This window comes from Nocardiopsis suaedae (assembly GCF_027706745.1).
In the GTDB taxonomy this organism is placed as follows: domain Bacteria; phylum Actinomycetota; class Actinomycetes; order Streptosporangiales; family Streptosporangiaceae; genus Nocardiopsis_A; species Nocardiopsis_A suaedae.
This window is the reverse complement of record NZ_JAQFWP010000108.1, coordinates 1-13,963: the sequence shown is the minus strand read 5'-3', so window position 1 is coordinate 13,963 and position 13,963 is coordinate 1. Positions and strand designations below refer to the sequence as shown.

Annotated in this window: 12 protein-coding genes; 1 reads left to right on the top strand and 11 read right to left on the bottom strand. The window is 74.4% G+C overall.

Annotated features, from left to right (window positions below; all coding sequences use genetic code 11):
• The first annotated feature begins 405 nt into the window (after window positions 1-405).
• Window positions 406-945, top strand: a complete 540-nt coding sequence (locus tag O4U47_RS30335; protein ID WP_270681430.1) for an isochorismatase family protein — start codon at window positions 406-408, stop codon at window positions 943-945.
• Between the two features lie 199 nt (window positions 946-1,144).
• Here O4U47_RS30335 and O4U47_RS30330 read toward each other — a convergent pair whose 3' ends face one another.
• From O4U47_RS30330 to O4U47_RS30280, 11 genes are all read right to left on the bottom strand, one after another.
• Complete coding sequence (locus O4U47_RS30330) at window positions 1,145-2,434, bottom strand: thymidine phosphorylase (RefSeq protein ID WP_270681429.1); 1,290 nt, start codon at window positions 2,432-2,434, stop codon at window positions 1,145-1,147.
• 157 nt (window positions 2,435-2,591) lie between these two features.
• Complete coding sequence (locus O4U47_RS30325) at window positions 2,592-3,005, bottom strand: cytidine deaminase (RefSeq protein ID WP_270681428.1); 414 nt, start codon at window positions 3,003-3,005, stop codon at window positions 2,592-2,594.
• A 204-nt stretch (window positions 3,006-3,209) separates the two neighbouring features.
• Window positions 3,210-4,520 (bottom strand): ABC transporter permease, encoded by a 1,311-nt coding sequence (locus O4U47_RS30320; RefSeq protein WP_270681427.1) that lies wholly within the window; start codon window positions 4,518-4,520, stop codon window positions 3,210-3,212.
• Entirely contained in the window at window positions 4,517-6,097 is a 1,581-nt protein-coding gene (locus O4U47_RS30315; protein ID WP_270681426.1) for an ABC transporter permease, read from the bottom strand. Before O4U47_RS30315 ends, O4U47_RS30320 begins: the two co-directional genes overlap by 4 nt.
• A 310-nt stretch (window positions 6,098-6,407) precedes the next feature.
• Window positions 6,408-8,108: an ABC transporter ATP-binding protein gene (locus O4U47_RS30310; protein ID WP_270681425.1), complete on the bottom strand. Its 1,701-nt coding sequence runs from the start codon at window positions 8,106-8,108 to the stop codon at window positions 6,408-6,410.
• Between the two features lie 70 nt (window positions 8,109-8,178).
• Complete coding sequence (locus O4U47_RS30305; RefSeq protein ID WP_270681424.1) at window positions 8,179-9,249, bottom strand: BMP family lipoprotein; 1,071 nt, start codon at window positions 9,247-9,249, stop codon at window positions 8,179-8,181.
• 504 nt (window positions 9,250-9,753) lie between these two features.
• On the bottom strand, window positions 9,754-10,506 hold the full coding sequence (locus O4U47_RS30300; RefSeq protein WP_270681423.1) for an alpha/beta fold hydrolase: 753 nt from the start codon (window positions 10,504-10,506) through the stop codon (window positions 9,754-9,756).
• Between the two features lie 111 nt (window positions 10,507-10,617).
• On the bottom strand, window positions 10,618-10,971 hold the full coding sequence (locus tag O4U47_RS30295; RefSeq protein ID WP_270681422.1) for a biotin/lipoyl-containing protein: 354 nt from the start codon (window positions 10,969-10,971) through the stop codon (window positions 10,618-10,620).
• Window positions 10,968-12,005: an alpha-ketoacid dehydrogenase subunit beta gene (locus tag O4U47_RS30290; protein WP_270681431.1), complete on the bottom strand. Its 1,038-nt coding sequence runs from the start codon at window positions 12,003-12,005 to the stop codon at window positions 10,968-10,970. The genes O4U47_RS30295 and O4U47_RS30290 overlap by 4 nt, the downstream gene beginning before the upstream one ends.
• 8 nt (window positions 12,006-12,013) lie before the next feature.
• Window positions 12,014-13,051, bottom strand: coding sequence for a thiamine pyrophosphate-dependent dehydrogenase E1 component subunit alpha (locus O4U47_RS30285; protein WP_270681421.1), 1,038 nt, complete (start codon window positions 13,049-13,051; stop codon window positions 12,014-12,016).
• Window positions 13,052-13,401: 350 nt separating this feature from the next.
• Complete coding sequence (locus O4U47_RS30280; protein ID WP_270681420.1) at window positions 13,402-13,758, bottom strand: hypothetical protein; 357 nt, start codon at window positions 13,756-13,758, stop codon at window positions 13,402-13,404.
• Between the last annotated feature and the right edge of the window lie 205 nt (window positions 13,759-13,963).

The window sequence follows — 13,963 nt, the reverse complement described above, 5'->3', positions numbered from 1 at the left end:
CACCCGGCAGCCGACAACCCACCAGGTAGGGGCGCCGACCTGCCTCGTCGCCGCCCTCCACCTCACACCCCGGCCACCCGCCGCCCGGCCAGGGCCCGTCAGCGGGGAACCAGCCCAGCCGCCGCCCACCCGCACCGCGAGGAACCCGCCACCCGGCAAGCAAGACCGGGGAACCACCCAGCTCACTCCGTCGCCGCCAACCACCGCGACCACGCACACACCAGACAGCCGACCGACCCGCAGGTAGGGGCGCCGACCTGCCTCGTCGCCGCCTTCTGCCTCGCATGCCGACACCCTGTCCCGACCTAGGGTCAGGGACGGCGGGCCGATCAGTGGGGTTCGGCGCGGTGGGCCGCGCCCCGAGAGCCACTGTCCCGCCGATCGCCCGCCTCCTACCCTGACCCCATGGCCCAGGCTCTGCTCGTCATCGACATGCACGAATTCCTCGTCGCCGGTCTCTGGGATGGGGACGGGCTCGCGCGGCGGATCGGGGGGATCGTCGAGCGCGCCCACCTGGTCGGGGTGCCCGTGCTCGTTCCCCACCAGGTCGGGCCGCAGGGGGACCTGTTCGACCCCGCGCAGGACGGGCGCGGGGTCAGCCCCCTCCTCGGGCTCCAGGAGGAGGACCGGATCATCCCCAAGCGGGCCACCGACGCGTTCTGGGAGACGGACTTGGACGGCGTCCTCCGCTCCCTGGAAACCGCCACCGTGGTGGTCACCGGGGCCGCCACCGACTACTGCGTCGACGCCACCGTGCGGTCCGCCGCCAGCCACGGCTTCGACGTGGAGCTGGTCGAGGACGGCCACGCCCCCATGGCGAACGGCGACCCCGCCGCCGGGCTGTCGCCCGCGCAGATCGTCGCGCACCACAACACCGTCCTCGCTGGGGCCGTCCACCCCGGCGGGACGACCCGCCTGGTCAGTGCCGCCGACGCGCTTCGGTGACACTCCGCGGGACCGGCCGGGTGCGCATTGCCCGGGGCCCCGCAGGTACCCGCCATGGGGTGCCCTCGCTGGGGCGCCCGCCGTGGCTCACCGCGATTCCCTCGCGGGGCACCGCAGGCACCCCCGGACGACCGCAGGCCCCCCCGGACGACCGCGGGCACTCGCAGAGGGCCGCAGACGACCGCAGACGCCCCGCGGGTCAGACGGTCGGGCTCTCCACGCGGTCGATGATCAAGGGCAACGGCTTGGCCCCCGCCGGTTCCAGCTCGGCGGCCCCCGTCAGGGCCTCGGCCGCCGCCCGGAAGCGTGACGGGTCGTCGGTGTGCAGGGTGAACAGCGGCCGCCCGGCCCGTACCTTCTCCCCCGGCTTGGCGTGCAGCACCACGCCCGCCCCCGGCGACACCGCGTCCTCCTTGCGCGCGCGGCCCGCCCCCAGGCGCCAGGCCGCGATCCCCACCGCGTGCGCGTCCACGGACGCCAGCACCCCCGACGCCGGGGCCAAGACCTCCCCGCGCTCCTTCGCCTGCGGGAGCGGCGCGTCCGGGTCGCCCCCCTGTGCGGCGACCATCGCCCGCCACGCGTCCATCGCCGTCCCGTCCGCGAGCGCGTCCGCCGGGTCCTTCGCGCCGCTCAGCCCCGCCGCCTCCAGCATCTCGCGCCCCAGCTCCACGGTCAGGCGCACCACGTCCTCGGGCCCTCCCCCGGCCAGCACCTCCAGGGCCTCCTCCACCTCCAGCGCGTTGCCGACCGCGCGCCCCAGCGGCGCGTCCATGGCGGTCAGCAGCGCCCGGGTGCTCACCTTGTGGTCGGTCCCGATGCCGACCATGGCGCAGGCCAGCTCGCGGGCGCTCTCCACGTCCTTCATGAAGGCGCCGGACCCGACCTTCACGTCGAGGACCAGCGCCCCGGTCCCCTCGGCCAGCTTCTTCGACATGATCGAGGCCGCGATCAGGGGGACCGACTCGACGGTGCCGGTGACGTCGCGCAGCGCGTACAGCCTCCGGTCGGCGGGGGCGAGCCCCGCGCCCGCCGCGCACACGGCGCCGCCCACGTCGCGCAACTGCTCGCGCATCCGCTCCGGCGACAGGTCGGCCTGCCACCCGGGGATGGACTCCAGCTTGTCCAGGGTGCCCCCGGTATGCCCGAGGCCGCGCCCCGACAGCTGGGGGACGGCCGCGCCGCACGCCACCACGGCGGGCGTCAGCGGCAGCGTGATCTTGTCGCCCACACCGCCGGTGGAGTGCTTGTCGGTGGTGGGCCGGTCCAGGCCGGTCAGGTCCAGGCGCTCCCCCGAGCGCAGCATGGCCTCGGTCCAGTGCGCGACCTCGGCCCGGGTCATGCCGCGCCAGACGATCGCCATGCACAGGGCGGCCATCTGCTCATCGCTGATGCCGGAGCCGTCGGCGTACCCGGCGATGACCCGGTCGATCTGATTCCGGGTGAGTTCGGCGCCATCGCGCTTGGCGGTGATGATGTCGATGGGGTCCATCGATGCCTCCGAGGGTCGTACGCGGGGCGGCCCGGCGGGCCGCCGCGGGTGGGGAACGACGAGCGGCGTCGCAGCCTAGGGAGCGCGCGGGCGGGCCGTAAGGTCCGAACGGATGGTTCGGCGGGGATTCCCGTACGGCCCGGCGGACGGGGTCCGGTCACTGCTTCAGGTCGTCAGGACCGAACGCCTGCGGGAGCAGCACACTGAGGGGGGTTGGCCCCTCGGCGGCGTCGACCAGCATGTCCGGCCCCCCGTGCTCGTAGAGGAGCTGTCGACACCGGCCGCACGGCATGAGCCGCCGCCCGCTCCCGTCGACGCACGCCATCGCCAGCAGCCGCCCTCCCCCGGTCGCGTGGAGGTCGGACACCAGCCCGCACTCGGCGCACAGCGTCAGTCCGTAGGAGGCGTTCTCCACGTTGCACCCGGAGACCGTGCGCCCGTCTTCGGTCAGCCCGGCCGCGCCCACGTGCTTGCCGGAGTAGGGGGCGTACGCCCGCACGGCGGCTGCTCGGGCCGCCGCGCGGAGCGCGCTCCAGTCCGGGGCTGCGGAGCCGGCTGTCGTCTCGTCCATGGACGGACTCCTTCCCCGCCGCGGGCGCGCCGCAGCGGCCGCGTCCGGCCATCCTGCTCGGGGACTCCGGCCCTTGTTCTCCTTGCGGGGGCCGCTCGTCCCCGGCACCTCCCGTTCCGCTCAATCCCGGGCCGTTCGATCCCGGTCCGCTCAATCCCGGGCCGCTCAGCGCCGGGCCGCTCAGCCGCTCGACCGCTCCGCCGTTCAGCCGCTCCTTCTGCGCCACTGCCGCCCGATGCCCGCCGGCGGCCGCAGCCGCTGCGACGCCAGCGCCAGCACGAGCAGCGTCGCGATGTACGGGCTGGCGATGACGACCTCGCTCGGCACCGTTTCGGTGAACCGGTACCAGGCCCCCAGCCCGGCGCCCAGCGCCAGTGCCACCGCGGCCGTCCGGAGCGGGCGCAGGCGCCGGCGCCACACCGCCGTCGCGACCGCCCCCAGGACGACCACCAGCAGCACCCCGGCCAGCAGCAGGAGCAGGGCGTGCACCGCGGGCCCCTGGCCGCGGATCTGCAGGGCGTCGGTGAACCCGAACAGCCCCGCCCCCATGGCCAGCCCGCCCGGCCGCCAGTTGCCGAAGATCATCGCCGCCAGGCCGATGTACCCGCGCCCGCCGGTCTGCCCCTCCTGGTACACCGAGGAGGCCACCATCGCCAGGAAGACGCCGCCCATCCCGGCCAGACCGCCGGACACCGCCAGCGCCGCGTACTTGTAGCCGTAGACGTTGACGCCCAGCGATTCGGCGGCGTCCGGGTTCTCCCCGCACGAGCGCAGCCGCAGCCCGAACCGGGTGCGCCACAGGATCGCGTAGGTCGCCGGGAGCAGCAGCAGGGCGATGAGGGTGACCACGGACATGCCGGTGGTGAGCCCGGTGACGATCCCGGCGGCGTCGGCCGCCAGGAACCGTCCGCTCTCCCGTACGGGCTGGAGCAGGTCGGCGACGAACGGCAGACCCACCCGGTCGAAGTCGGGCAGCTGCGGCGACTGGCCCGCCCCGCCGCCGGGGGCCTCCATGAAGTACAGCACCGACAGGTAGCGCATCGCCCCCACGGACAGGATGTTGATGGCCACCCCGGAGACGATGTGGTCGACGCCGAAGGTCACCGTCGCCACCGCGTGCACGAGCCCCCCGGCCGTTCCGCCGAGGATCCCGGCCGCCAGCCCGGCCCACGGGTCGCCGGTGGTCCAGGCCGCGTACGCGCCGAACCAGGTGCCGAAGACCATCATCCCTTCGAGGCCGATGTTGATGATGCCCGCGCGCTCGGCCCACAGCCCGCCCAGCCCGGCGAGCCCGATGGGCACGGCGAAGGCGAGCATGGTCTGGACGGTGCCGCTCGCGGTGAGCGCGTCCTGCCCGCTGATCTCGCGGACCGCCGACAGCGCGACGAACGCCGCGAGCACCAGGCTGAGCACGCGCCACCGGCGCCATGCCGCACCCAGGCGGGCCGCGCGGGCCTTCCACGCCGCACGGGCGCCGGTCGGGGCGGGGCCCTCCGCGGTCGCGTCCCGGCTCATGCGGCCACCTCCGCCCGGCCCAGTTCCTTGCCGACCTGCTGCTGCTCGTAGCGGCGCCCCCAGCGGTGCACCACCTCGTAGACGACGACCACGGTGAGCACCACCGTGGCCTGGGTGACCACCGCCATCTCCTTGGGGATGCCGCGGAAGTCCAGCACCAGGGAGGCCTGGTCGAGGAAGCCCCAGAACAGCGCGGCCAGCGCGATGCCCACCGGGTGGTTGCGGCCCAGCAGCGCGATGGCGATGCCGATGAACCCGAGCCCGGCGGGGAAGTCCAGGGCGTAGTAGTGGGAGTCGCCGAGGAGCTGCGGCATGCCGACCAGCCCGGCGACCATGCCGGAGATGACCATCGCCAGCAGCACCATGCGCTTGACGTCGACCCCGCTGGCCTGCGCCGCGGTGGGCGACTGCCCGGTCGCGCGCAGGTCGAAGCCGAAGCGGGTGCGCTCCAGCAGCCACCAGTACCCGGCGCCGACCGCGGCGGCGAGCAGCACCAGGCCGAACATGTCGACCCGCGAGCCCATGAAGTCCATGGGCACCGAGGGCACCCACCCCGACGCGGGGATGGGACTGGTGCCGATGTTGTTGACGCCGATCTCCACCGCCAGCCGGTCGGTGCTGAGCAGGTAGGCGGTGATGCCGGTGGCGATGGCGTTGAGCATGATCGTGGAGATCACCTCGGAGACGCCCCGGGCCACCTTGAGGAACCCGGCGAGCCCGGCCCACAAGCCGCCGACGGCCACCGCGGTGGCGATGATGACGGCCTGGTGCAGCACCGGCGGGAGCGCCACCGCCCCGCCGACGGCGGCCGCGGCCAGCGCCGCCAGCCGGTACTGGCCGTCGACGCCGATGTTGAACAGCCGCATGCGGAAGCCGATGGCCACCGCGACCGCGGACAGGTAGAGGGTGGAGGCGTTGTTGACGATGTTGACGAGGCTGTCGGGCCGGGTGCCGTGCGCCAGCATCTCCGCGAACGCGAACAGCGGGTCCACCCCGGTGGCCACGAGCACGGCCGCGGTGGCCAGGACCGCGAGCACCACGGCGGTCCCGACGGCGGCCATGGCCAGGGCCAGGTCGCGGGTGAGCCCCCGGTGGAGGACCGGCGCGGCGGCCCCTCCGGCGAGCCCGCCGAGGGCGTAGGACACCGGTTCGATGAGCCACAGGTCGGCGACGGCCGCCACGGCGAGCCCGCAGGCGACGCCCAGCACCGGGGACAGGACCATGACGGCGCCCCGGATGAGCGGTGGCTCGGCGTCGCGCGCGGCGGCCGCGAAGGCCGGGGGCAGCGCCCGCGGGGCGGCCACCGCGGCGAGGTAGGAGGCCGCGACGGCGACCGCCAGCGCCGCCGCGGCGATCAGGAACAGGTCCAGGAGCCAGGTGGCCGCGGCCGCCGCGACGGCGGCCCCGGCGATGCCGGGCCAGACCTGTAGGGGGCCGCCCGGAGGCCGCGCCCCGGAGGGCGCGGGGCGGGGGGCGGTGTCGGGTTCCCCTTCTATGGAACCCACCGGCTCTTCGGACCGGTCGGGCCCCTCGGGCCGTTCACCGCCGCCCGGCGGCCCGTGCTCGGCACCGCTCATCGGCCGCCTCCGCTTCTGTTCGCGTCGGAGCGGCCGTTCCGGCCGCATTCACTGCCCTGTGGGGATCCGGGGACGGGAACGGCCGGTCCGGTACCGCCCGAGGGCCCAGCAGGGAAGGTCGTCACCGGCCGGTCCCCGGACGATGGCCGACAGGCCGCCTGGAGCGCCGCTCGGCGCCGCGTGGCCGGATCGTCGCACCGGCCGCCTCCCGGTTCGAACGTGCGGCTCTCCGACTCCCCGAACGCCGGTGCCACGGAACGCGGCCGCGAACAGCGCCCCTCTGCGGCGCCCCCGGCCGTGTCGGGGGCGGTCATGTACGGCCTCCGGAACCATCCCCGGGTCCATCCCCGGGTCCGTCACCACCGTCCGCGGAGGCGTCCGCCCCGGTCCCTGTCCCGACGGCCGGGTCCGCGCCCGGCTCAGCGGCCCCGCCCTCTTCCGGGCCCGCCAACGGGCGCACCCCGCCCTCGTCGGAGTCGTCGCCCAGGGCCACGCCCGTCATCGCCGACCCCAGCCGCTCCGGGGTCACCCGCCGCGGGTCGGCTTCGGCGACCAGCCGTCCGCGCAGGATCACCAGCAGCCGGTCGCTCATCCCGATCAGCTCGTCCAGGTCGGCGGAGACCAGCAGCACCGCCAGCCCCTCCGACCGCGCCCGGCGCAGGTGCTCCCAGATCGCCGCCTGCGCGCCCACGTCCACCCCGCGGGTCGGGTGCGCGGCCAGCAGCAGCACCGGGTCGCCGCTCATCTCCCGGCCCACGATGAGCTTCTGCTGGTTCCCGCCGCTCAGCGCGTCGGCGGTGGTGTCCACCCCGGGGGTGCGCACGTCGTAGGAGCGCACGATCCTGCGGGTGTCCTCCCGCGCCCCCTCGGCGTCGATCAGCGCCCCCTTGGCGCTGGGCGGCCGCGTCTGGTGGCCGAGCACCCGGTTCTCCCATAGCGGCGCCTCCAGCAGCAGCCCCTGCCGGTGCCGGTCCTCGGGGACGAACCCGACCCCCGCCTCGCGTACCGCCCGGGTGGGCAGGCGGGTGATGTCGGCGCCCATGAGCTCCACCCGGCCCGCGGCGGCCGGGCGGATGCCCATCACCGCCTCGATCAGCTCCGACTGGCCGTTGCCCTCGACCCCGGCGATGCCGACGATCTCGCCCCGGCGCACCCGCAGCGACACCCGGTCCACGGCGGCCCTCCCGTCCGGAGTGCGCACGGTCAGCCCGTCCACCTCCAGGGCCGTCTCCTCGGAGGCGGTGGACGCGCGCAGCTCCGGCACCGGCAGCGACCCGCCGACCATGAGGGCCGCCAGCTCCCGCGCGGTGGTGCGCGCCGGGTCCACCGTGTCCACGGTGGTGCCGCGGCGGATGACGGTGACGGTGTCGGCGACCCGCAGCACCTCGTCCAGCTTGTGCGAGATGAAGATGACGGTGAGCCCTTCGCGCTTGAGCTCGCGCAGGTTCTCGAAGAGCTCGTCGACCTCCTGGGGCACCAGCACCGCCGTCGGCTCGTCCAGGATGACGATGCGCGCGCCCCGGTAGAGCACCTTGAGGATCTCCAGGCGCTGGCGGTCGCCCACGCCCAGCTCCTCGGTGAGCGCGTCGGGGCGCACACCGAGCCCGTACTGCCGGGACAGCTCCTCGACCCGCCGCCGCGCCCGCGTTCCGATGCCGTGGGCGGCCTCGGCGCCCAGCACGGTGTTCTCCAGGACCGTGAGGTTGTCGGCGAGCATGAAGTGCTGGTGCACCATGCCGATGCCGTGCCGGATGGCGTCCGCCGGGGAGGCGAGCGCCACCTCCTCCCCGCCGACGCGCACGGTCCCCTCGTCGGGCCGGTGCAGCCCGTAGAGGGTCTTCATCAGCGTGGACTTGCCCGCGCCGTTCTCGCCCACGATGGCGTGCACGGTGCCGGCCGCCACCTCGATGTCGATGTCGTGGTTGGCCACCACGCCGGGGAACCGCTTGGTGATCCCCCGCAGCTCGACCGCCGGCGGGGGTCGCCCCCCGGCCGCCTGCGCCCTGCCCATCTTCCTCCCGTCGGTGCTCCGCCGCGCGCCTCCGGGTGCGGGCGGGGTCCCCGCCCGCACCCGGTGCCCGTCAGGAGGAGGAGACCTCGATCTCCCCGTCGATGATCTGCTGTTTGGCCTCTTCCAGCTCGTCGCCGATCTCGCCCATGGCCTCCTCGTTGGAGTCGGCGTAGTCGACGCCGCCGTCGGACAGGTCGAACCGCTGCACGCCGGACTCGGCCTCGCCCTCGGCCACGGCGGACACGAACTCGAAGACGGCGGTGTCGATGCGCTTCATCGCGGAGGTGATGACGTAGGGCTTCTGCGCGTCGGTGGCGCTCTCGTACTGGTCGCTGTCGACGCCGATGAAGTACTTCTCCTCCTCCTCGGCGGCCTCCAGCACGCCGTTCCCGGAGGCCCCGGACGCGTGGTAGATCACGTCGGCCCCGGCGTCGTACTGGCTGCGGGCGGCCGACTTTCCGGCGGCCGGGTCCTGGAAGCCGCCCATGTCCGGGGGCTGGCTCAGGTACTGGGACTCGATCTCGATGCCGTCGTCGACGTGCTCGACCCCGGCGGTGAACCCGGACTCGAACTTCTCGATGAGCGGGGTCTGCACGCCGCCGATGAAGCCGACGTGGTCCTCCTCGGTGGTGTGCGCGGCGGCGACCCCGGCCAGGAAGGACGCCTCCTCCTCGGCGAAGACGAGGCTGGTGACGTTGTCGAGGTCGTCGATCTCCTCGTCGATGATGGCGAAGCGCACGTCCGGGTAGTCCGGGGCGACCTCGCGCAGCGGCTCGGCGTAGGCGAAGCCGACGGCGATGACCACGTCGTAGTCCTGGTCGGCCATCAGGCGCAGCCGGTCGACCTTGGCGCTGTCGGGCTCGTCCTTGCTCGGTTCCAGGTCGTTGACCTCGGCGACGCCCAGCTCCTCCTCGATGCGCTGGAGCCCGCGGTAGGCCGAGTCGTTGAAGGACTTGTCGCCGCGTCCGCCGATGTCGTAGGCCAGGCCGACCCGCAGGTCGGAGGCGGAGCCGCCGCCCCCCTCACCCCCGCCTTCGCCGCCGCCTCCGGCACCCCCGGGGTCGTCGCAGGCGGACAGGGCGAGGGCGAGGGTCCCGGCCGCCGCGACGGCGGCGCCCCTGGCGGCGATCGTGCGTCTCACAGTTCATCTCCCCTTCGAGCACCGCGCCGACCCGGTTCGCGGGCCGGCCACCGGGCCGTGGCACGGCCGGGCTATGCCGCCGGACGATATCCGTTTAGGGGAATTGCCACCATTAGCGCCGGAAAGGTTGTTACGAAGGCGAGAGGAGAGCGTTGTCGGAATCCCCGAAAAAGGTCGGACGAATGTCGTTTCGTCACGAGAACGGGGCCGCTCGGACACCGTCCGCTATTCGGCTGAATCAAGACGAAACAGGCAGAAAACGGAAACGGCGCCCTCGGCGCCCACCCCTCACCCCGCGACGGGGCGGCTCGACCGCAGGACGCCCGCAATCCCTGCCGCTCCGCCGATCCGGGCAGCGCGGGACCCCGTTGGCGACCAGAGGGCGCCCCGGGGCCCGCGGCCACGGGAAAGGGCGGTGATCCGCCGCTCGGCTCCACCGAATACGGCCGTTTCACCGCCCTCATTCATCCCCTGCGCCACACCGTTCGCAGGGGGAACGAAAGATTAGGACCCGCTGCTGCCCGCGGGCTCCTCCACCGCCAGGAAGTCCAGCACGGCCTCCTTGAGCGCGCGCGCCGACACCGCGGTCACGTGGTCCCGATCCGGAACCCGCACCACCTCTGCGCCGCAGCGTTCGGCCAGCTCCTCCACGTCCTCGGCCACGGTGTCCCGCTCCCCCGCCGCGAACAGGATCGGCGCGTCCGGCACGGGCTCGGGGGTGAACGGCCGCGAAGCCTGCCCTCGCGCGCAGGCCGCCATCGCATCCAGGTCGTTGCCGGGCAGGGTGCCCGCCACCCGGTACAGCTTCCCGAACGGCGACCCGTCCCGCTCCAGCGCGTGCAGATCGGCCCCGGCGAAGGGGTCCTTGGGGCCGAACCCCGCCAGCACCAGGCGCCGCACCCGGGCGGGGTGGCGCAGCGCAAGCTCCCAAGCGTTGCGCGAACCCATCGAGTACCCGACGACGTCGACCCGCTTCGCGCCCACCGCGTCCAGGACGTGCACCACGTCGTCGGCGATCCTCTCGGGCGTGTAGGCGTCGTCCTCGTACGGCTTGCCGCTGCCTCCGTGCCCGCGCAGGTCCGGGGCGATCGTCGCGCGGCCCTCCAGGGCCGCGGGCCACCCGGTCCGCACCCAGTTCATCTCCTGGTTCGACCCGAACCCGTGCAGCAGCAGGACGGGGGGCGCCCCGTCCGCGGCGGCGGGGTCTCCTTCGACCGCGCACCGGATGGGCACCCCTGCGGAGAAGACCTGCTCCATCGCTCACCGTTCCCTTGCGTCACCGCCGCACAGCGCGGCCGTGCGGCATCGTCTCCACCGTAACCGGCCCCGGCCGGGCCCGACCTGAACCGGCCTGACAGGACCGGCCGGTCACTCCTGCGGCGGGCGCAGGCGCACCCGCCGCCGCGGCGGCTCCTCCTCCGCCGGGACGCGGCCCACGATCCCCGACTGGGCCCCGGCGCCGCCGGCCGGCGCCTCCACCACGAAGGTGACCAAGGGTTCGCCCACCTGGACCACGTCGCCCTCGGCGGCGTGCAGCCGGGCGACGGTCCCGCCGTGCGGGGAGGGGATCTCCACGGCCGACTTGGTGGTCTCCAGCTCCACCAGCGGGGCGTTGCGCGCGATCTCGTCGCCGGGGGCGGCGAGCCACTCCAGCACGGTGGCCTCCACCAGCCCCTCGCCCAGGTCGGGGAGGGTGAAGGTGCGCTCGGTGGTGTCGGTCATGGGCGCTCGTACTCCAGGGTCCTCTGCACGGCGGACAGGATGCGGTCGATGGTGGGCAGGTACTGCGGCTCCAGCGGTCCGGCCGGGTAGGGCACGTCGAACCCGGCCACCCGCTCCACGGGGGCGGCCAGCGCGCCGAAGGCGCGCTCGGTGACCAGGGAGCCGACCTCCGCCCCCAGCCCCGCGGTCAGCGGCGCCTCGTGCACCACCACCGCCCGGCGGGTGCGCGACACCGAGGCGGCCAGCCCTTCGGCGTCGATCGGCTTGAGCCAGCGCAGGTCCACCACCTCCAGCTCCACCCCGTCCTCGGCGGCGTACTCGGCGGCCTGCAGGCACCGGTGCACCATGGCCCCCCACGCCACCAGCGTGGCGTGCCGGCCGGGGCGGAGCACGCGGCTGCGGCCCACCGGCATGTCGCCCGCACCGGCGGCGGTGTCGACCGGGCGGCGCTCCCAGTAGCGGGCCTTGGGCTCCATGTAGACGACGGGGTCGTCGCAGCGCACCGACTGCACCAGCAGCCGGTAGGCGTCCTGCGGGTCGGAGGGCGCGCACACCTTGAGCCCGGGCACGTGGGCGAAGAGCGCCTCCAGGCTCTCCCCGTGGTGCTCGGGCGCCTGGATGCCGCCGAAGCTCGGCAGGCGCAGGGTGACCGGCATGGGGGCGGTGCCGCGGCTCCGGTAGTGCATGCGGGCGAGCTGGTTGACGATCTGGTCGACGGCCGGGTAGGCGAACCCGTCGAACTGCAGCTCGGGGATGGGCCGCCAGCCGTTCATGGCCAGGCCCACCGCCATGCCGACGATGGCGGACTCGGCCAGCGGGGTGTCGAAGACGCGCTCGGCGCCGAAGTCGCGCTGCAGGCCGTCGGTGACCCGGAAGACGCCGCCCAGGGCGCCCACGTCCTCGCCGAAGACCAGGGTGTCGGGGTCCTGTTCGAGGACCGTGCGCAGCGCGGCGTTGACCGCCTGCTGCAGGGACATCTCGCGGACCCCGGCCCCGGGGGCGGACCCGCGGGCGGCCTCCGCCGCCTCGGTCATCGTGCCGGTCACGGCCGGACCTCCTCGTACCAGACGCGCTGCTGCCGGACGAGCTCCTCGGTGGGCTCGCGGAAGACGTGGGCGAACAGGTCGGTGCCCTCGGGCTCGGGGGCGGTGCTCACCCCGTCGCGGACGGCCTCGGCGCGCTCGCGGGCCTCGCGCTCGGCCTGCTCGAAGAAGGCGGGGTCGCCGCTGCCGTCGGCCTCCATGCGCGCCCGCAGGAGCGTCAGCGGGTCGCGGTCGCGCCAGGCGCGCTCCTCGGCGGCGTCCCGGTAGCGGGAGGTGTCGTCGGACGTGGAGTGCGGCTCCACCCGGTAGGTGAGCGCCTCGATGAGGCTGGGCCCCTGGCCCGCGCGGGCGCGCTCCAGCGCCTGGGCGGTGGCGCGGTGGACGGCGGCGGCGTCGTTCCCGTCGACCGCCGTTCCCGGCATGCCGTAGCCCTGGGCGCGGGCGGCGACCGACCCGCCCGCGACCTGCCGCTCGTTGGGCACCGACAGGGCCCAGCGGTTGTTCTGGCAGAAGAACACCACCGGGGCGCGGTAGACGGCCGCGAAGTTCATCGCCTCGTGCACGTCGCCCTCGGAGCTGGCGCCGTCGCCGAAGTAGGCCATCGCGCAGCCGGACCCGCCGCGCAGCCGCTCGCCCACCGCCCAGCCGACCGCGTGCGGCACCGGGCCGCCGACGACCGCGTTCAGGCTGGAGAAGCGGGAGGCCATGGGGTCGTACAGGCCGCCGTGCCACAGCGCCCGGTGGCTGGCCATGTAGCCGACCATGTCCACGCCCATCGCCAGGGCCACGCCCATCTCGCGGTAGGTGGGGAAGGCGAAGTCGCGCCCGGCGTCGAGCGCGGCCGCCCCGGCGACCTGGGCGGCCTCCTGCCCGCGCAGGGAGACGTAGGCGGGGAAGACGCCCTGGCGCTGCAGGGCGATCGCCTCCTCGTCGATGCGCCGCGCGGTCAGCATCTCGCGGTAGCAGCGCCGCGCGAGGTCGGGGCCGAAGTCCGGGTGCGGATCGGGCCCGGCGGGGGTGGGGCTCGGCATCGTCATGAGGGGCGGCTCCCTTGTCACCGGCATGACCGCGGTGTCGGTGGGTCGGTGTCGCGTTCGGGCGGGTCGGCGATCCGGCCGTCCCCGGCGGTCGGCCCGGGACGGTCGGTGACGTATCGGTCCACGTGCCCCGATTCTGGACAGGAGATCGACAGTTGCGCTAGATATCACGGCAAAGTCGAAACAGCAGCGAACGAATTCGCCTCTAAAGTTCGCGATCGTCTAACCGGAGGCGACGGAATCGGGCCCTGGACGGGGGCGGGGCGAGACGGGCCGCACCGGGCGGCGCCGCCGAGCGGCAGCGGGGCGTGGAGGCGGCGGGACGGGGGCGGCGTGCGCGCCCCGGCCGCTCACAGGTCCGGGAACGGGTCCTCGGGTAGGCCGTCCTCGTCGATCTCGGCGTCGCAGGCGTTGATCACCGAGACGTACTCCTCCTCCACCTCGAAGGTGTGGCCGCCCAGTTCGAACGCGGGGATGAGGTTGGTCTCCACCGGGCCGATGCGCACCCCCCGCGGGAAGACGTGCCAGATGCGCTTGGGACGGGTACGGCTCCAGAAGCGGTTGGACAGCACCGTGATGGCCGAGTCGGTGACCACGAACACGAAGAAGACCGTCTCGTTCCACGAGGCCGGGAAGATGTAGCGGATGTCCTCGCCCGCGGGCAGGAAGCCGCGGACGCGTTCGCGCACTTCGGCGGGGACCGGCATGCTTCTTCCTCTCGACAGCGGCCGTCCGCGCGATGCGCGGGTCGGGGGGCGGCCGCCGACCCATCGTAGACGCGGGCGCGCCGCCCCGCCCCGTCTCACCGGTCAAGACGATAATGGACTAAACCGTCTCATACCTGGTACTTCGTTTCTGAGCACCCGCACCCATGGAGACGCCGCATGGCCCACGGGGACACCCGACCCGGAC